Genomic DNA, 20975 nt, shown 5'->3' on the forward strand with positions numbered 1-20975 from the left:
AGCCGAACGCACGCCTGTACAAGACCGGCGACCTAGGCCGCTGGCTCGCCAACGGCACGCTGGAGTACCTGGGACGCAATGACTTCCAGGTGAAAATCCGTGGCTTCCGTATCGAGTTGGGAGAAATCGAAAACGTCTTGCTCGGCTGTGCCGGTGTCACCGATGCCATCGTGATTGCCCGGGAAGACAATCGCTTGGTGGCGTACCTGTGCGGCGAACCGGCCAACGCCGAACACCTGCGCGGCACCCTGCTCAAGCACCTGCCCGAATACATGGTGCCCAGCGCCTTCGTCCACCTCGATGCCCTGCCCCTGACCGCCAACGGCAAGCTCGACCGTCGCGCCCTGCCGGCCCCCGGCCTGGAAGCCCTGGCCAGCAAAACCTACGAGGCGCCCCAGGGCACCACGGAAATCGCCCTCGCCGAGATCTGGAAAGACCTGCTGCAACTGGATCAGGTCGGTCGTCACGACGGCTTCCTCGAACTCGGCGGCCATTCCCTGCTGACCGTGCAGTTGCAGGCCCGCCTGCACCAGGACCTCGGCGTCGAGATCGACCTGCGCACCCTCTTCGCCCAGACCTCGCTGAGCGAACTGGCCCAGCGGGTGGAACAGGCCGGGCACTCCCACGTCCAGCCCATCGACGTGGTCTCCCGCGAGCAAGCGTTGCCGCTGTCCCTGGCCCAGCAACGCCTGTGGTTCCTCGATCAACTGGACCACGCCGCCAGCGTGGCCTATCACATGCCCGCCGCCCTGCACTTGCGCGGCAGCCTGGATCGCAACGCCTTGCAACGCGCCCTGGACCGCATCGTCGCCCGTCACGAAAGCCTGCGCACCACCTTCGAACGCCGCGACGGCGAGGTCCGCCAGCGCTTCGCCGCCGCCGACAGCGGCTTCGCCTTGCAGGAACACGACCTGCAAGCCCTGGACGCCGAAGCCCGGCAAACCGCCGTAGCCCAACTCACCCAGGCCGAAGCCCGGGACGCCTTCGACCTGAGCCAGGGACCGCTGATTCGCGGCCGCCTGCTGCGCCTGGCCGAGGACGAACACATCCTGCTGGTGACCCAGCACCACATCGTCTCCGACGGTTGGTCGGTGGCGGTGTTGATCGGCGAGTTCAACACGCTCTACGCCGCGTTCAGCCAGGGCCTTGACGACCCGCTGCCACCCCTGGCCCTGCAATACGCCGACTACGCCAACTGGCAACAGCAGCACCTGCAAGGCGAACGCCTGCACGCCCAGGTCGGTTTCTGGAAAGCGCACCTGGACGGCGCCCCGGCGCTGCTGGAACTGCCCGGCGACCACCCACGTCCCCAGGTGCAAAGCTACCAAGGCGCCGCGCTGGCCCTGCAATTGCCCGCACCGCTGAGCAGCCGTTTGCGCCGCTTCAGCCAGCAACAGGGCCTGACCCCGTTCATGACCCTGCTCGGCGCCTGGTCGATCCTGCTCTCGCGCCTGAGCAACCAGCCGCAGGTGGTGGTCGGCACACCGGTTGCCAACCGCCCACGCCGGGAAACCGAGGCGTTGATCGGCTTCTTCGTCAACACCCTGGCCCTGCGCATCGACGTCCAGGCCCACAGCCGCGTCGACCAGTTGCTGGAACAGATCAAGGCCACCACCCTCGACGCCTACAGCCACCAGGACCTGCCATTCGAACAAGTCGTCGAAGCCCTGCAACCGGAGCGTAGCCTCGGCCACAGCCCGCTGTTCCAGGCCATGCTGGTGCTGGGTAACACCCCCGCGACCAGGCCTTGGAACTGCCCGGCCTGAGCTTGAGCCCACTGCCCCAGCCCACCGGCACCACCCAATTCGACGTGAGCCTGTCCCTCAACGACGACGGCGACTGCATCAGCGGCCAGTTCGAGTACGCCACCGACCTGTTCGACGCAAGCACCATCGCCCGTTGGGGCCAGCACCTGCTGCACCTGCTCGACGCCCTGCTCGACGATGCGACGCAGCCGCTGGCGAGCCTGCCGTTGCTGGATGACGCGCAGCGCCAGCAACTGTTGGAAACCTTCAACCCGGCCGGTGCTGCCCTGGACGAAAGCCCGAGCCGCTTCCCTCACGTCGTGTTCGAGGCCCAGGCGAGCCTCACCCCGGACGCCGTGGCGCTGGTCTGCGCCGGGGAGACCCTGAGCTATGCCGAACTCAACGCCCAGGCCAACCGCGTCGCCCACGGTTTGATCGCACTGGGTGTGCAGCCCGACGACACCGTCGGCCTGTGCGCGCGCCGCAGCCCGCACATGCTGATCGGCCTGCTGGGTATCCTGAAAGCCGGCGCGGCCTATGTGCCGCTCGACCCGCAGTACCCGGCGCAACGGCTGGCCCACATGCTGGCCGACAGCAAGCCGCGGGCCCTGATCCACCAATCCGGCCTGGACGAGGTACCGGTGCCACAAGGCCTGGCGACGCTGGAACTGGGCAGCGCGCCCCTGGCCCAGGCCCCGAGCCACAACCCACAGGTGAAGGGACTGGGGTTCAGTCACCTGGCCTACGTGATCTACACCTCTGGCTCTACCGGTTTGCCCAAAGGGGTGATGGTCGAACATCGCGGCCTGCGCAACCTGCTGGACTGGTACCTCGAGGACCTGGCGTTCCACGCCGGCGACGCGGTGCTACTGGCGTCCTCCTACAACTTCGACCTGACCCAGAAGAACATCCTCGCACCGCTGATGGTCGGGGCCTCGCTGCACCTGGCCGCCGAACCCTTCAACCCCGGCGCCATCGTCGCCCAGGTCGCCGAGGCCGGGATTACCCACCTCAATATGTCGCCCAGCGCTTTCCACGCGCTGGTGGACGCCGACCACGGGCAAGCCCTGGCCTGCCTGAAACGGGTGGTCCTGGGGGGCGAGCCGATCCAGGTCGCCATGCTGGAAAAACTCGCCCAGCCACGGCCGACGGTGATCAACAGCTACGGGCCGACCGAGTGCAGCGACGTGGTCGCCTGGTACACCGCCGACAGCGACCTTGAGACCTACCGGCACCAGTCGATCCCCATTGGCCGGCCAGTCCGAAACATGCAATTGCACGTGCTGGACGCCCACGGGCAACTGCTGCCAGTGGGCGTGCCCGGCGAGATCCATATCGGCGGTGTCGGTGTGGCCCGCGGTTACCTCAACCTGCCGCAACTCAGCGACGAACGCTTCATCGCCGACCCGTTCTACGGCAAGGCCGACGCACGCCTGTACAAGACCGGCGACCTCGGTCGCTGGTTGCCTGACGGCACCCTGCAGTATCTGGGACGCAATGACGATCAGGTGAAGATCCGTGGCCTGCGGGTCGAACTCGGGGAAATCGAAGCCGCCCTCGCCGCACTGGCGGGTGTGCGCGAAGCCGCCGTCATCGCTCGCGAGCACTCGTCCGGCCAGCGTCTGGTTGCCTACCTGTGTGGCGAACCGGCCGCCGCCGGGCAATTGCGCGCCGAACTGCTCAAGCGCCTGCCCGAGCACATGGTGCCCAGCGCCTTCGTCGTGCTCGACACCTTGCCACTCACGCCCAATGGCAAGCTCGACCGCCGCGCCCTGCCCGAACCGGACCAGGATGCCTATGCCAGCCGGGCCTTTGAGGCGCCTGAGGGGCGCGTCGAACTGATCATTGCCGGGATCTGGCAAGCCTTGCTGGGGGTCGAGCGCATCGGGCGTCATGACGGCTTCTTCGAGCTGGGCGGCCATTCGCTGATGGCGGTCAGCCTGATCGAACGCCTGCGCGAACAAGGCTTGCACGCGGATGTCCGGGCGATCTTCAGCAGCACGTCCCTGGCCGAACTCGCCCAAGCCCTGACGAACGCCCCACAAGCGGCGTTCCAGGCACCGGCCAATCGCATCCCGTCCGCGTGCACGGCCCTGACCCCGGACATGCTGCCGCTGGTGGAGCTGACCGCCGGCCAACTCGAACGTATCGTCGGCGCCGTACCTGGCGGTGCCGCGAACATCCAGGACATCTACCCCCTGGCACCGCTGCAACAGGGCATCCTATTCCATCACCTGCTGGGGCACGAAGGCGACGCCTACCTGGTGCGCTCAATGCTGCAGTTCGACAACCGCCAGCGCCTCGATGCCTTCACCGCCGCCTTGCAGCAGGTGATCGATCGCCATGACATCCTGCGCACCTGCGTGCATTGGGACGGTTTGCCTCAACCGGTGCAGGTCGTACAGCGCCAGGCGCGCTTGCCGGTGCACAGTGTTTCCCTCGACAGCCACAAGGACCCGCTCAGCCAGCTCGAAGCCCTGAGCGATCCGCGGCAACTGCGACTGGATCTGCGCCAGGCGCCGCTGATGCGTGCCTGCATCGCCCAGGATCCGCATTCCGAGCGCTGGCTGCTGGCGCTGCTCAACCACCACATGGCCAGCGACCACGTGACCTTGGAAATCGTCCTGGAAGAAATCCATGCGATCCTCCATGACCAAGCCGAGAGCCTGGCGGCACCACAGCCCTATCGTGACTTCATTGCCCAGGCCCAGGCCGTCCCCGCCGACGTCCACGAAGCCTATTTCAGCCGCCGCCTGGCGGATGTGGATGCACCCACCGCGCCCTTTGATCTGCTGGAGGTACAAGGCGACGGCCGTCACATCGAGGAAGCGAGTGTGACGTTGAGCGTCGAGCTCAACCTGCGTCTGCGGGCCCTGGCCCGGGAGCGGGGCATCACCCCGGCGACGCTGTTCCATGTCGCCTGGGCGCAGGTGCTGGCCCGCTGCACCGGCCGCGATGATGTGGTATTCGGGACCGTGGTCGCCGGGCGCCTGCAAGGCTCGGCCGGGGCCGAACGGGCCTTGGGCGTGTTCATCAACACACTGCCAGTGCGCGTGCCACTGACCGCCGGCGCCCACGAACAGGTGCTGGCCACTCACCGCGACCTGGTCGAACTGCTGAACCACGAACAGGCCTCCCTGGCCCTGGCGCAACGTTGCAGTGGCGTGCCGAGTGCCTTGCCGCTGTTCACCACCTTGCTCAACTATCGGCACCAGCGCGACGACAGCCAGCTGCAATGGCCCGGCATGCACATCCTGGACAGCGCCGAGCGGACCAATTATCCACTGACCCTGTCGGTCAACGACTACGGCGATTCCCTGGGCCTGACCGTGCAAAGCGTGCAGGCAGTGGACCCGCAACGCATCTGTGCCCTGATGCAACGGGCGCTGGAGCAACTGGCCCAGGCCTTGATGTACACGCCTCGGATCCCACTCACGGAGCTGGACGTGCTGCCTGCCCAGGAGCGCACCCTGCTGCTGGACACCTTTAACCAGACCGAGGTGGATTACCCGACTGGCCTGTGCATTCAACAGCTGTTCGAAGAACAGGTTCGCCGCACGCCAAACGCTTGTGCATCGCTCGACGGCCGCCAATCCCTCAGTTATGCCGAGCTCAACGCCCAGGCCAACGGCCTCGCCCAACAGTTGATCGCGGCTGGCGTCCTGCCGGGGGATCTGGTGGCCATCTGCGTCGAACGCGGCGTGGCGATGATCAGTGGCCTGTTGGGCATCCTGAAGGCCGGGGGCGCCTACGTGCCGCTGGACCCGACCTATCCCGCCGAGCGCCTGGCCTCGATTATCGAGGACGCCAGGCCGCGCCTGTTGCTGGCCGACCCGGTCGGTCGCGCGGCCGTGGGCACATTGCAGGAAGGCACTCGCTACCTGGCCATCGAGCGGGCGCTGGCGACCTCGTCGAACAGCCGCGATCCTCAACCCGATAGCGTCGGCCTGACGCCAGAGCACCTGGCCTATGTGATCTACACCTCCGGCTCCACCGGCAAGCCCAAGGGCGTGATGATCGAGCACCGCAACCTGGTGACCTCGACACTGGCCCGGGGCACGGTGTATGGACCGGCGACCGGCAAGCGCTTCCTGCTCTTGTCATCGATTGCCTTCGACAGTTCCGTGGCCGGGATCTTCGGTACGCTGGTCAGTGGCGGCACCTTGTGCATCCCGGATGCCGAAACCGCCCGCGACCCCGAGGCCATCGCCCGCTTCATTGGCGAACAGGCCGTCACTTCGCTGCTGTGTGTGCCGTCCCTGGGCCGCCTGGTGCTGGCAAGCCTTGCCAGCGGCAACGGGCATGGCAGCCTGCAAGAGATGATCGTCGCCGGCGAAGCCTGTCCCGCACAGTTGGTGCAGGAATGCAGCGGGCTGGAACCGGCGATCGCGTTGTACAACGAGTACGGCCCCACCGAAGCCACCGTCTGGACCACGGTGCATCGCTGCACCGCCGCGGACCTGGGCACGGTGCCCATCGGGCGGGCGATTCCCAACAGCCGCCTGTACGTGCTCGATGAACAGCGCCAACCGGTACCGATCGGCGTGCCGGGCGAACTCTACGTGGGCGGCGCGGGGGTTGCCCGCGGCTACCTGGACCGGGCCGCACTGAACGCCGAACACTTCCTCAGCGACCCGTTCGCCCCGGGCGACGAGCCACGGATGTACCGCACCGGCGACCTGGTGCGCCTGCGCGCCGATGGGGTGGTCGAATTCCTCGGGCGTAACGACCAGCAGGTCAAGATCCGCGGTTTCCGTATCGAGCCCGGCGAGATCGAGGCGCTGATGCTGACCCTGCCAGGGGTGCGCGAGGCCGCGGTCATCGCTCGCGAAGACACCCCGGGGGCGACGCGCCTGGTGGCTTACCTCAGCGTCGAGCCGCACCTGGCTGGCCGTAATGCCAGCAGCACGCTGCGGCCTTACCTGACTTCGCAGTTGCCGGACTACATGGTCCCGGCGGCGTTCGTGGTGGTCGAGCGGTTGCCGTTGAGCCCCAATGGCAAGCTGGACCGGCGTGCCCTGCCCGCGCCCGGCAATGAAGACTTTGCCCGCCGCCAATACGAAGCGCCCAACGGTGAAACCGAGACGCTGCTGGCACAGCTCTGGGCCGACTTGCTGGGCCTGGAACGCATCGGCCGACACGACGACTTCTTCGAACTCGGCGGTCACTCGCTGCTGGCGGTGCAAGTCACGCTCCGGGCGCGGGAAATCTTCGGCGTCGAAGTGCCGCTCAGGGGCGTGTTCGAACACCCCTCGCTGCTGGCCCTGGCCGACCTGATCAATACCTTGCAACTGGCGCAGTACGAGTCGGATGAATTGCTCGACCTGCAACAACAAATGGCTTCGCTGTCTGAAAGCGAACTGCTCGCTATCGTCTCCAAGGATGCTTAATAAATTGAACGAACATAACGATAGTCTCGACCAGTTGAAACGCGCCGCACTGCTGCGACTGCTCAAGCAACGTGGCGCGACGCGCGTCATCGAAACCGTTGCCGACGACATGGCCTGCGTCGACCGCGCCGCGCCGCTGGCGCTGTCGTTCGCCCAGCAGCGGCTGTGGTTTCTCGACCAGTTGGACCCGACCGCCAGCGCCGCCTACCACATACCCGCCTCGTTGTTGTTGCAAGGTGCCCTCGACCAGGCCGCCCTCTCGGCTGCCCTCGATCGCCTGGTGGCGCGGCATGAAAGCCTGCGCACCACTTTCCGCCGCGAGGGCGAACAGCCGGTGCAAGTCATCGCCCCGGCCGATTGCGGCTTCAGCCTCGTGACCCATGACCTGCGGCACCTGCCCCGGGACCAGGCCGCAACCGAGGCCGCACACCTGAGCGAAGACGCCGCCGCGGCGCCGTTCGACCTGCTGCGCGGGCCGCTGATCCGCGGCACCCTGCTCCGCCTGGCCGACGATGAGCACAAGCTGCTGATCACCCAGCACCACATCATCTCCGACGGCTGGTCCATTGGCATCCTGGTCAAGGAATTCGCGAGTTTGTATCAGGCATTCAGCACCGGGCAGCCCGACCCGCTGCCGCCGCTGACCCGACAGTACGCCGACTACGCGGCCTGGCAGCGTCAGCACCTGGAAGGCGAGCACCTGGAGCGCCAAGTGGAATTCTGGCGCGCCCACCTGGCTGGCGCCCCGGCGCTGCTTTCATTGCCGACCGACCGGGCGCGCCCGGCGGTCCAGAGCTACCGCGGCGAAACCCTGGGCTTCGACCTGCCAGCCTCGTTGTCCGCCGCCATCGTGCAGTTCGCCCAGTCCCGCGCCGCAACGCCGTTCATGACCTTGATGGCTGCCTGGGCGGTCTTGCTGGCCCGCATCAGCGGTCAACAGGACCTGGTGATCGGCACCGTCGCCGCCAACCGCGACCGCCACGACGTACAGGCGCTGATCGGGTTCTTCGTCAACACCCTGGCCCTGCGCGTGCGCCTGGAAGCCAACCCGACCCTTGACCAGGTACTGCAGCAGGTCAAGCAATTGATGCTGGAGTCCTCCACCCAGCAGGACACCCCATTCGAACTGGTGGTCGAGGCCCTCAAGCCTGCGCGCAGCGCCAGCTACAGCCCCGTGTTCCAGACCATGCTCTACACCAATGCCGCCGGTGCCGGCGGCCAGTTGCAATTGCCGGGGCTGAACCTGGAGTTCCTGCCCTCGCGCAAGGACAACACCCAGCACGACCTGTCCCTGCACATCGACGAAGGCGGCCCGAGCCTGTCCTGCAGCCTGTCGTATTCCACCGCGCTGTTCGACGCCGCCACTATCGAACGCCTCGCCGCGCGCTTCGAGCGCCTGTTGCACTGTTTTACCGAAGCCCCTGACACCCGTATCGGTGCCTTGGAACTGGACTCGCCCCAAGCCTTGCCCGAGGTCACCGCCCAAGTGCCCGGGCCAGGCCAGACACCGCTGTCCTATCACCAGGAACGGCTGTGGTTCGTCGACACCTTCGAAACCGGCTACCTATACGACGCCAATCCGGTCTATCACAACATTGCGTTACTGCTGGAGTTGACCGGCGAGATCAATCAACCAGCCCTGCAAACCGCCCTCGACGGCTTGCTGGCCCGCCACGACATCCTGCGCTGCCGGGTATTGAGCGACGGTAGCCGGGCCTGGCAACACTTCGACGGCCCGGCCAACCTGACGCTCGAAGTGATCCAGGGCGACCCCGACGACTTGCCGGGCCAGGCCCTGGCCGCGACCCGGCGCCCGTTGAACATGGACGGCGGCAGCCTGGTACGAGCCAGCCTGGTACGGGCAAGCGATCAGCATGGGATCCTGGCCATCGCCGTGCACCATCTGCTGGCCGACCGCAGCGCCATGCAGTTGCTCAAGCGCGACCTCCTGGCCCTCTACGAAGCCGCCTGCGCCGACCGCAGCGCCGACCTGCCGGCCTTGCCGCTGGGCTATGGCGACTTTGCCGCCTGGCAACGCAACCTTCCGGCCACTGTGCTGGAAAACCTGCGGGCCTATTGGGCCTATCAACTGCGCGGCAAGCTGCAAGCCCTGGAACTGCCCCTGAATCGACCTCGGGCGGCGGTGCATGTGTTTGCCGAAGCCACCCACGGTTTCACCCTCGAACCGGCCCTGGCGCGGCGCCTTGAAGCGCTGGCCCGGGCAGTCGGCGTGAGCAGCGACAGCCTGGCCCTGAGCGCATTCACCGCCCTGTTGCGCCGCTACGCCGGCCACGATGAATTGGTGATCGGCACCACGGCCGCCTGCCGTGAACCGGCCCTGCGGGATGTCGTCGGGCCGCTGGACAATCTGCTGGTCATGCGTGGCCTGTGCGACAGCGACACCACTTTGCAACAGCTTTGGGAACAGACCGCCAACAACCTGACCCAGGGCCTGCGCCACCGGCACATGCAGTTCGACCAATTGGTGCTGGCCCTCAACCCGGCCAAGGACATGAGCCGCACCGCACTGTTCGACGTGCTCTTCAATTTCCAGCGCACCACCGACCACGACACGCTGGTGGCGGGCCTGGCGGTCAATACGCTGGAAACCAACCTGGGTTATGGCAAGAACGACCTGCATCTGCTGATCACGGCCGATGAGTCACGCTGGGCCGGGCACCTGGCGTACAACGCGGAGTTCTTCGACGCCGAATTCATCCAGCAGCTGATGCGCCATTACGTGCGGCTGCTGGAAGCTTTTGTCGAGGATTCGCAGCAGCGTGTCGACGACGTCCCGCTGCTGGATGCCGCCGAACGCCAGCGACAGATCCTCGACTTCAACGACAGCGAAGCGGCCTGGCCCGAAACCCTGACCCTGCATCAGATCTTCGAAGAACAGGTGCGTCAGTACCCGGACCGCATCGCGGTCAATCTGGGCCTGGAGCGCCTGAGCTATCGACAGCTCAACGAACAGGCCAACCGCCTTGCCCATCGCCTGCGCGCGGCCGGCGTGCAGCCCCAGGAGCTGGTGGCCATTGCCCTGGATACCTCGGTACAGATGATCGTCGCCACCCTGGCGGTGCTCAAGGCCGGCGGTGCCTACGTGCCCATCGATCCGAACTCGCCCCAGGAGCGCATCGCCTATGTGCTGCGCGACAGCGGCGCCCACAAGGCCATCGCCCGCCAGGACATGAGTCCGGCGTTGCAGGCCCTCGGCATCGAAGTCTTCGATGCCGCCACGGACAGCAGCGTCAGCGCCGCCAACCTGCCCAACTCGAGTGCGGCGGACCACCTCTGCTACGTGATCTACACCTCGGGCTCCACCGGAGAACCCAAGGGTGCGTTGCTCGAACACCGCAACGTCGTGCGCCTGCTGCACAACAATCGACTGGACTTCCAGTTCAGCGCCGACGATGTCTGGTCGCTGTTCCACTCCAATGCCTTCGATTTCTCGGTCTGGGAAATCTTCGGCGCCCTGCTCTACGGTGCGCGCCTGAGCCTGGTGCCCGAAGCCCTGCGCCGCGATCCGGTGGAATTGCTGGGTTTCCTTGAAAGCGAACAGGTGACGGTGCTGAACCAGACGCCATCGGCGTTCCTGCAACTGAGCGCCGCGGCCCTGGCGACGCCGCAGGTGGGCCTGGAACATTTGCGCTATGTGATTTTCGGCGGGGAAAGCCTGGAACTGGGCAAGCTCGACGCCTTCCACCGTGCCTTCGGGCATGTGGCGCTGGTGAACATGTACGGCATCACCGAAACCTGCGTGCACGTGACCTACAAGGCCATTGGCGCGGCGGATATCGCCGCCGGTGTCTCCAATGTCGGGCGGCCGATTCCGACCACCGTGGCCTACGTGCTCGACGCCCATCAACGGCTGCTACCGGTGGGTGTGGCCGGTGAAATCTGCGTCGGCGGGCTGGGTGTGGGTCGCGGCTACCTGAACCGTCCGGCCTTGAGCGCCGAACGTTTCATTAGCGACCCGTTCCGGCCCGGCGAGCGACTGTATCGCTCCGGAGACCTGGGCAAGCTGCTGGACAATGGTGAAATCGTTCATTTGGGCCGGATCGACGCCCAAGTGAAGATTCGCGGTTTCCGCATCGAACTGGGGGAGATCGAAGCCAAGCTGCTGGCCTGTGAAGGCGTGCGTGAAGCGCGGGTATTGGCCCGCGAGGACGCGAGCCAGGGCAAGCGCCTGATCGCCTACCTGATCCCTGAGACGGGCGCGGTGCTGCAAGTGGCGGCATTGCGCAAGCAGTTGGGGGCGACCCTGCCCGACTACATGATTCCGAGTGCCTTTGTCAGTCTGCAGGCCTACCCGCTTACCGCCAACGGCAAGCTGGACCAGGACGCACTGCCGGCACCGGACCTGGACGCCATGTCCGAGCGCGGTTATGCCGCGCCCGAAGGTGCCGTCGAAGTGGCCCTGGCGCAGATTTTCCAGGAACTGCTGGGTCTGGAACGCGTGGGACGCAGTGACAGCTTCTTTGAATTGGGCGGGCACTCGCTGCTGGCCGCGCAACTGGTTTCCCGGGTGCGGCAGCAGTTGGGCGGCGAACTGATGCTGCGCGAACTGTTCAGTCATCCCACCGTGGAGGAACTGGCACGGGTGGTCGGCGACCTGCAGACCGTCAGCACCGAGACCATCGGCATCGCCGACCGCAACGCACCGTTGGCGCTGTCCTTTTCCCAGCAACGCCTGTGGTTTCTCGACCAACTCGATGCAAACGCCAGCACCGCTTACCACATGCCCGCATCCTTGCTGCTGCGCGGCGATCTCGACCACGCCGTGCTCAAGGCTGTCCTCGACCGCTTGGTGGCGCGTCACGAAAGCCTGCGGACCACCTTCGATCGTCATGGCGAACAACCGGTGCAGATCATTGCCCCCGCAGACTGCGGCTTTGCCTTGGCCGAACAGGATTTGCGCAGCCTGCCTTATGAGCAGGCGAGCATCAGCGCCTCTCGCATCGCCAACAGCGAGGCCGCGGCGCCGTTCGATCTGCGCCAGGGACCGCTGATTCGTGGGCGGCTGTTGCGCCTGGCCGACGACGAACACATGCTGCTCATCACCCAGCATCACATCATCTCCGACGGTTGGTCGGTGGGTGTCTTGGTCAAGGAGTTCGCCGCTCTTTATCGGGCCTTCAGTCAACACCAGGCCGATCCCCTGCCCGCGCTGTCGGTTCAATATGCCGACTACGCGGCGTGGCAGCGCCAGGTCCTCGACAGCGAGCGCCTGAGTCAACAGGCCGACTTCTGGCGTGAGCACCTCGGCGGCGCGCCGTCGCTATTGTCCTTGCCCACCGATCGCCCTCGTCCGGCGACGCAGAGCTATCGGGGCGGCGACGTCCTTGTCGAGATCGCCCCCGCGATGCGAGAACGCCTGGAGCGTTTCTGCCAACAGCACAACGTCACCCTGTTCATGGTCTTGCTCAGTGCCTGGTCGGTCCTCATGGCCCGCCTGGGTAACGAACGAGACGTCGTGATCGGTGTCCCCACGGCCAACCGCGGCCGCACTGAAACCGAAAACCTGATCGGTTTCTTCGTCAACACCCTGGCTTTACGGGTAGACCTTGGGCAAAACCCGAGCGTGGCGCAGTTGCTGGAGCAGATCAAACACACCATCCTGGCGGCCCACGAACATCAGGACATCCCTTTCGAACAAGTCATCGAGGCCTTGCAACCACCGCGCTCCCTGAGCCATAACCCGCTGTGCCAGGTCGCCCTGTCGCTCAACAATACCCCTGGCGGCGCTGAACTGAGCCTGCCCGGCCTGACCCTGGTCCCCGTGGCCCAGGCCCATGAAACCTCGCAGTTCGACCTGATGCTGACACTGGACGATGACGGCGGCACGCTGGGCGGCGTGATCGAATACGCCAGCGACCTGTTCGACCATCGCACCGTGGAACGCTTCGCCCAGCACTTCCAGACCCTGCTTGAAGCCATGATCGAGGACCCCGCGCAGCCGGTGCTCGCCCTGCCGTTGCTCACCCCGGCACAGCGCCAGGCCTCGCCGGCGACGCTGCCGCCCAAAGCCGTGTTCGCGGCGCAACTGCTGATTCATCAGCGCTTCGAACAGGTTGCCGCCGCCCAGCCCCATGCCACCGCCCTGGTCCTGGGCGAACGCGAACTGAGCTATCAGGCACTCAACCGCCGCGCCAACCGCATCGCTCGTGAACTGCTCGCCCAAGGCGTACGCCCCGATGACCGCGTGGCGATCCTGGCCCATCGCGGGGTGGAAATGGTCTGCGCGGTGCTGGCCGTGCTCAAGGCCGGCGCCGCCTACGTGCCGCTGGATCCGGCCTACCCCAGCGAACGCCTCGGCTACCTGCTCGACGACAGCACCCCGGTGGCTTTGCTGGCCCAGCCTGACTGCCTCGCCGTGCTGCCTGAGCATGCCGTGCCGGTGGTGCTCCTCAAGGATTACGTCGCCGCAGACGACCTGACGGACGTGTCCCTGGACCACAACCTTGAAGCCAAGGCGCTGGGCCTGACGCCGCGGCACCTGGCCTACGTCATCTACACCTCGGGGTCCACCGGGCTGCCCAAGGGCGTGCTGGTGGAACACGGCAATGTCGCACGACTGTTCGATGCCACCGCCGGGTTGTTCGACTTCGACCAAAACGACGTGTGGACGCTGTTCCACTCCTTTGCCTTTGACTTCTCGGTCTGGGAAATCTGGGGCGCGCTGAGTTTCGGCGGCAAGTTGGTGATCGTCCCGAGTGACGTGGCCCGTTCGCCCGACGACTTCTACGCACTGGTCTGCCAACAGCAGGTCACCGTCCTGAACCAGACGCCGAGTGCCTTCCGTCAATTGATCGAAGCCCGTGAACGCAGCGAGCAGGAACATGCCCTGCGCGAAGTGATCTTTGGCGGCGAAGCCCTGGACTTCCGCAGCCTGCGGCCGTGGACCGCGCGCACGGCGCTGTCCCGCACGCGCCTGGTGAACATGTACGGGATTACCGAAATCACCGTGCACGCCACTTACTACCCGATCAGCCAGGCTGAAATCGACGGCGGCGCGCCAAGCCTGATCGGCCCACCGCTGCCGGACCTGTGCCTGCGTATTCTCGACGAGTACCGGCAACCGGTGCCGGTGGGGGTCAACGGTGAGATCTACATCGGCGGTGCCGGTGTGGCCCGGCATTACCTGAATCGCGAGGCGCTCAATGCCGAACGGTTCATCGCCGATCCGTTCGCCGTGGAGCCCGGCGCAAGGCTGTATCGCACCGGCGACATCGCTCGCTACCGCGCCGATGGCGGCGTGGTCTACGTGGGCCGCAACGACTCGCAGATCAAGATCCGCGGCTTCCGTATCGAGCTGGGGGAAATCGAGGCGCACCTGCTCGATTGTGCCGAAGTCCGCGAGGCGCTGGTGATCGTGCGCGAAGACCGTCCCGGCGACAAACGCCTGGTGGCCTACCTGATCGCCCATGAAGGGGTTGTCCTGGAGTCCTCGTCCTTGCGCAGCCAGCTGGCAAGCGTACTGGCCGAGCATATGCTGCCCAGTGCTTTCGTGACCCTGGAGGCCTGGCCGCTGACCACCAACGGTAAGCTCGACCGCGCAGCCCTGCCGGCACCGGACTTGTCTGCCACCGCGAGCCAGCACTACGAAGCACCGCTGGGGGAGATCGAAGTGACCCTGGCCAGCGCCTGGCAGACGTTGCTCGGGGTTGAACGAGTGGGCCGTCAGGATCACTTTTTCGAACTCGGCGGCCACTCGTTCCTGGTCATCAGCCTGATCGAGCACCTGCGTCAGGCGGGTTTGCAACTGGATGTGCGCACGGTCTTCTCTGCGCCGACACTCAAAGCCATGGCGACCGTCCTCGCCGGTGGCAGCACCACCCAACAGGTGGTCCCGGCGAACCTGATCCCCGCCGATTGCACGGCGATCGGCCCGCAGATGTTGCCGCTGGTGACCCTGAGCCAACAGGAAATCGAGCAAATCGTCGCCGACGTCCCCGGTGGCGCCGGCAATGTGCAAGACATCTACCCCCTGTCATCGTTGCAGGAAGGCATTCTGTTCCACCACTTGTTGCAGGCCGACGGCGACGCTTACCTGATGCGTACCGTGGTGACGTTCGATCGTCGCCAGGTGCTCGACGACTTCCTGGCCGCCGTACAGGTGGTGATCGACCGCCACGACATCCTGCGTACCGCGTTGCGCTGGCACGGCTTGTCGCAGCCGGTGCAGGTCGTTCATCGCCAGGCGCAACTGCCCGTCATGACCTTGGACTGCTTGCCCGGCGAAGACGCCTTGCAGATGCTCCGAGACCATACGGACACGCATCATCTGCGCCTGGACCTGCAACGGGCCCCGCTGATCGCGGCGTACGTCATCTACGACGAACCCCGGGCACAATGGCTGCTGGCATTGCTCGACCATCACCTGATCAGCGATAACGTGACCTTGCGCCTGATCATGCTGGAGATCCAGGCCGTCATGGCCGGCCAGGCCGAGAGCCTGCCACCGTCCCAACCGTACCGTAACTTCATCGCCCGGGCCGCCAGCGTGCCCCAGGCCGACCACGAAGCCTACTTCCGTCACTTGCTGGCCGATGTGGATGCCACCACCGCGCCTTATGGTGTGCTCGATGTACGGGGCAACGGTGCGGGGATCAAGCGTGCGGTGAAACACTTGAGCGACGATCTCAGCGCCCAGGTGTATCGAACCGCACGCACTCAAGGGGTCCCGACATCCGTGCTGTTCCATGCGGCCTGGGGCCTGGTCGTCGCGGCCACCAGCGGGCGCGACGACGGGATTTTCGGCACGGTGTTGTCGGGACGCTCCCAAGGCACCGCCGGTGCCGACCATGCACTGGGGATGTTCATCAACACCTTGCCGATGCGCATTCGCTTGCAGCAGAACACCGTCAGCGACATTGTCCGCGACGCCTACCAGCAGCTCAGTGAGCTACTGACCCACGAACAGGCGTCCCTGGCCCTGGCCCAGCGTTGCAGTGCCGTGGATACGTCGCTGCCACTGTTCACCGTGATCCTCAACTGCCGCCATGGCGATCTGGTGAACGCGTCCGGGGAAAACGTCGCCGACATGGGCAGCCACGAAGGCATGCACTTCATCGCCTCCGAAACCCGCACCAACTACCCCATTGAAATTGCCGTGGCGAATGTCGGCAACGGCTTCTCCCTGACCGCCCAATCCATCACCGGCATCGACCCGCAACGCATCGCCGCCTACCTCGCCCAAGCCGTCGCCGCGCTGGTCGAAGCCCTTGAACAGGCTCCCGAACGCCTCGCCAGCGATCTGGACGTGCTCCCCGACACCGAGCGGCAATTGCTGCTGGCGGACTTCAACCACACCGCCACGGATTTCGGCACGGCGCAACCGATCCAGCACCTGTTCGAAGCCCAGGTCCAGGCCAACCCCGATGCCGTGGCCCTGGTCTGCGAAAGCCAACAGCTGACTTACCGCCAGCTCAATCGTCGCGCCAACCACCTGGCCGGGCAGTTGCTCGAACTCGGTGTCGAACCTGATCAGCGCGTGGCGATCTGTGCCGAACGCAGCCTGGACATGATCGTCGGCCTGCTGGGCGTGCTCAAGGCTGGGGCGGCTTACGTGCCCATCGACCCGGCCCACCCCGCCGAGCGCATGGCGTTCATGCTGCAAGATAGTCAGCCTCGGGCCTTGCTGACCCAAGCGGCTCTTACCCTGCCGTCTGGCGAGCTGCCGGTGTTGTTGCTCGACACGAGCGACTTGCTGCGAGCGGCGGACGATGCGACGTTCGATGTGAACCCGCAAGTGCCTGGCCTGACGCCTGAGCACCTGGCCTATGTGATCTACACCTCCGGCTCCACCGGCCAGTCCAAGGGCGTGATGGTCGAGCACCGCTCGGTGTTCAACTTCTGGCAAGTGTTGACCCGTACCACCCACCAGCATTGCCCAAGCCCAGCCACCGTGGCCCTGAATGCCGGGTTCTTTTTCGACATGTCGATCAAGGGCATCGCGCAGCTGTTCTCCGGCCACCGGCTGGTGATCATCCCGCAACTGATCCGCGCCAGCGGCCATGAACTGCTGGACTTCCTCGAACAGCACCAGGTGCACGCCTTCGACTCCACGCCGTCGCAACTCGACACCCTCCTCGCCGCCGGCCTCCTGGAACGCCAAAGCTACCAGCCCGTCAGCGTGCTGCTCGGTGGCGAGGCCATCAACGCCGCGACCTGGGAGAAACTGCGCAACTGCCCGAGCATCCGTTTCTACAACATGTACGGCCCGACCGAATGCACGGTGGACGCCACCATCGACCTGATCCGTGACCTGGGCGAGCGTCCGAGCATTGGCCGGCCGATTGCCAACGTCCAGGTCCACGTGCTTGACGCCCGTGGCGAACCGACGCCGTTGGGTGTGGCCGGTGAGCTGCACATCGGCGGCGCTGGGGTGGCCCGGGGTTACCTGAACCGGCCGGAGCTGAGCGCCGAGCGCTTTATTGCCGACCCGTTCAGCCGCGAACCTGACGCACGCCTGTACAAGACCGGCGACCTCGGTCGCTGGCTGGCCGACGGTACACTGGAGTACCTGGGCCGCAACGATTTCCAGGTGAAGATCCGTGGCTTCCGTATCGAATTGGGTGAAATCGAAAATGCACTGGTGGCCTGCCCGGGCATCCGCGAGGCCGTGGTGATCGCCCGAGAAGACAGCCAAGGCGATTCGGAGAGCAAGCGCCTGGTCGCCTATGTCTGCGGCGAGCCGGTCCCGGCCGAGCTACTGCGCAAAGCGCTATTGAACGATCTGCCCGAATACATGGTGCCCAGTGCCTTCGTGCACCTGGACGCCCTGCCCCTCACTGCCAACGGCAAGCTCGACCGCCGCGCCCTGCCGGCGCCCGGCCAGGAATCCCTGGCGAGCAAAACCTACGAGGCGCCCCAAGGCGACACTGAAATCGCCATTGCCGAGATCTGGAAAGGCTTGCTGCACCTGGATCAGGTCGGCCGTCACGACGGCTTCCTCGAGCTGGGTGGGCATTCGCTGCTCGCCGTACAGTTGCTTTCGCGACTGCGACGCAAGCTGGGTGCACGGGTGACCTTGCGCGAATTGTTCGACGCGCCGACCGTGCGTGGCCTCGCCGCCCTGGTGCACGCTGCATCGCCCACCGAGACTGTGTCGATTCCCTTGGCCAATCGCGCGGGACGACTGCCATTGTCCTTTTCGCAACAGCGGTTGTGGTTCCTCGATCATCTGGACCACGCGGCCGGTGCGGCCTATCACCTGCCCCTGGCCTTGAGCCTGAAGGGGGTGTTGGACAAAGCTGCGCTGCAAGCGACCCTCGACCGCCTGGTGGCGCGCCACGAAACCTTGCGCACGCGATTCGAATTGGTGGACGACGAGCCACTGCAAAAAATCGCCCCGGCCGACTACGGCTTCCGCCTGGAGCAGCAGGACCTGCGTGCAATCGCCCCCGCTGAACGCCAGGCCACGCTAGAGCATCTCGGCCAGATCAACGCCACGCAGTTGTTCGACTTGCACAGCGGACCACTGATGCGCGGCCACCTGGTGCAAGTGGCCGATGACGAACATGTGCTGTTCATCACCTTGCATCACATCGTTTCCGATGGCTGGTCCAACAGCGTGCTAGCTCACGAGGTCAGCGTGCTCTACAGCGCCTTCACTCAAGGCCGGAAAGACCCGTTGCCGCCCCTGGCGCTGCAATACGTGGACTATGCCGCCTGGCAACGACAATCCCTTGAAGGCCCGGCGCTGCAAACGCAGATCGACTTCTGGCGGCAACACCTGGAAGGCGCGCCGGTGCTGCTGAACCTGCCGCTGGATCGTCCGCGCCCGGCGATACAGCGGTATACCGGTGGCATCATCGAGTGCGGCTTTTCGCCCGCCCTCAGCGCCGATCTGCGGGCATTCAGCCAGGCCCGGGGCACCACGTTGTTCATGGTGCTGTTGGCGGGCTGGTCAGTGTTGATGAGCCATCTGAGCGGCCAGGCGGATGTAGTGGTCGGCACACCGGTGGCCAACCGTCAGCGTCCGGAGCTGGAGGCGTTGATCGGTTTCTTCGCCAACACCCTGGCGTTGAGAGTCTCCACCGAGCGTGATACCCGCATCGACGAGCTGCTGGGGAAAGTCAAGGACCTGACCCTGGCCGCCTACAATCACCAGGACCTGCCCTTCGAACAGGTGGTGAGCGCCCTGCAACCGACTCGCAGCATGAGCCACAGCCCGCTGTTCCAGGTGATGTTGAGCCTGGACAACACGCCACCGGCACCGTTGCAGTTGCCCGGGCTTGAGGTGCAAACCCTGGCAAGCCCCCACAACACCACGCAGTTCGACCTTTCGCTGTCCCTGATCGACAATGGCGAACGCATCGCTGGCAGCCTGCAGTACGCCAACGACCTGTTCGACCTGCACACCGTGCAGAACATCGCCGGATTGTTTGCCAAGGTCCTGGAAAACCTGGTGACCGACGCACAGCAATCCATCGGCCAGTTGTTGCAGGGCACGCCGCCGCTGGAACGCTCGGCCAATGCCGTCGTCCAGCCCGTCATCGCTGAAGACGGTCCTGTGCCGCTGCCTTATGAAGCGCCTCAAGGGGATACCGAGATCGCCATCGCAGCCCTCTGGCAGGACCTGTTCAAACAGGAACGGATCAGCCGCCATGACGACTTCTTCAGCCTCGGCGGCATCTCGCTGATGGCGGTGCAAATGGCCTCTCGCCTGCGCAAAGTCCTCGGGAAACCGATCGCCGTGCGTGACCTGTTCGTCGAGCCGACCATTGCCGGCTTCGCCAGGACCCTCGACGGCCAGTCCCGGCCCGGCGCCCATAGCAATCTGGTACCGATCCGGCGCACGGGTTCGCAACGACCGCTGTATCTGGTCCATCCGCTGGGCGGTGAAGTGCAATATGCGCGGGATCTGGCGCCTGCGTTGGATCCCCAGGTCCCCGTCTACGGTTTGGCGGCCAGTGGCCTGGTGGCGGGAGAAGCGCCGCTGTCCGACGTGCCGGCCATCGCGGCGCGTTACCTGACGGCCATCCGCCAGGTCCAGCCGCAGGGGCCGTACCGGATCGCCGGTTGGTCGGCCGGTGGCCTGATCGCCTATGAAATGGCGCGTCAACTCCAGGCCGGCGGTGAGCCCGTGGAATTCCTCGGCATCATTGATGCCTCGGCCCGGCCTGACCCGGTACCGACGCAATCGATCAGCGAAGCGCAGTTCCTGATGGCCTGGCTCCCTGAGCGCATCGACCCGGAACTGTTCCAGCAACTGACAGCGCTGGCGGAACACTCGGACATCGAGGCCATGCTGACACTGTGCATGACCCATCGCCTGCTACCGGAGGAGTTGCCCCATGACATCGACGCCGCCCTGCTGCGCACTCACCTGGGCGTTGCCTATGCGACACGCCTGGCCATCGGCGCCTATGTCAGCCCACCCAGCCCGCTCAAGGTGTCGCTGTTCACCGCGAGCGAACAGCAACGCAACGACCCGACCCTGGGCTGGCGCGGATTGCTGCAGGATCAAGTGAGCGTGACGGCATTGCCCGGCACCCATACGACGCTGGTCAAGGCACCCCATGTGACCAAGCTGGGCGAGGCGATTTCCAAGGCGTTGAAAACCGGCACGGGGTCATGAATCTGTGAGGCAGCGGGGTTTGCCCGCGAAGGCGGCAGTACATTCAGTGTTGATGCAAGCTGATCCACCGCTTTCGCGAGCAAGCCCGCTCCCACAGGGGATTGGGGGATGGACGCGACTTCCATGACCGCCTCGGAACCAATGTGGGAGCGGGCTTGCCCGCGAAGGCGGCAGTACATTCAGTGTTGATGCAAGCTGAACCACCGCCATCGCGAGCAAGCTCGCTCCCACAGGGGATTGGGGGTGAATGCG

Annotated in this window: 3 protein-coding genes; all 3 read left to right on the forward strand. The window is 65.5% G+C overall.

The window, feature by feature from the left end; translation table 11 throughout:
• Positions 1–89: 89 nt before the first annotated feature.
• Genes LOY70_RS15915 through LOY70_RS15925 form a run of 3 tightly spaced genes read left to right on the forward strand, consistent with a single transcriptional unit; the run spans position 90 to position 20723 of the window.
• Positions 90–1766 (forward strand): condensation domain-containing protein, encoded by a 1677-nt coding sequence (locus tag LOY70_RS15915; protein ID WP_265028383.1) that lies wholly within the window; start codon positions 90–92, stop codon positions 1764–1766.
• The gene (locus tag LOY70_RS15920; protein ID WP_265028384.1) at positions 1748–7135 is read left to right on the forward strand and encodes a non-ribosomal peptide synthetase; all 5388 of its coding nucleotides are present in this window, start codon (positions 1748–1750) and stop codon (positions 7133–7135) included. The genes LOY70_RS15915 and LOY70_RS15920 overlap by 19 nt, the downstream gene beginning before the upstream one ends.
• Before the next feature lie 4 nt (positions 7136–7139).
• Complete coding sequence (locus LOY70_RS15925; protein ID WP_265028385.1) at positions 7140–20723, forward strand: non-ribosomal peptide synthetase; 13584 nt, start codon at positions 7140–7142, stop codon at positions 20721–20723.
• Positions 20724–20975: the final 252 nt, after the last annotated feature.

This window comes from Pseudomonas sp. B21-054 (genome assembly GCF_026016345.1).
GTDB lineage: Bacteria > Pseudomonadota > Gammaproteobacteria > Pseudomonadales > Pseudomonadaceae > Aquipseudomonas.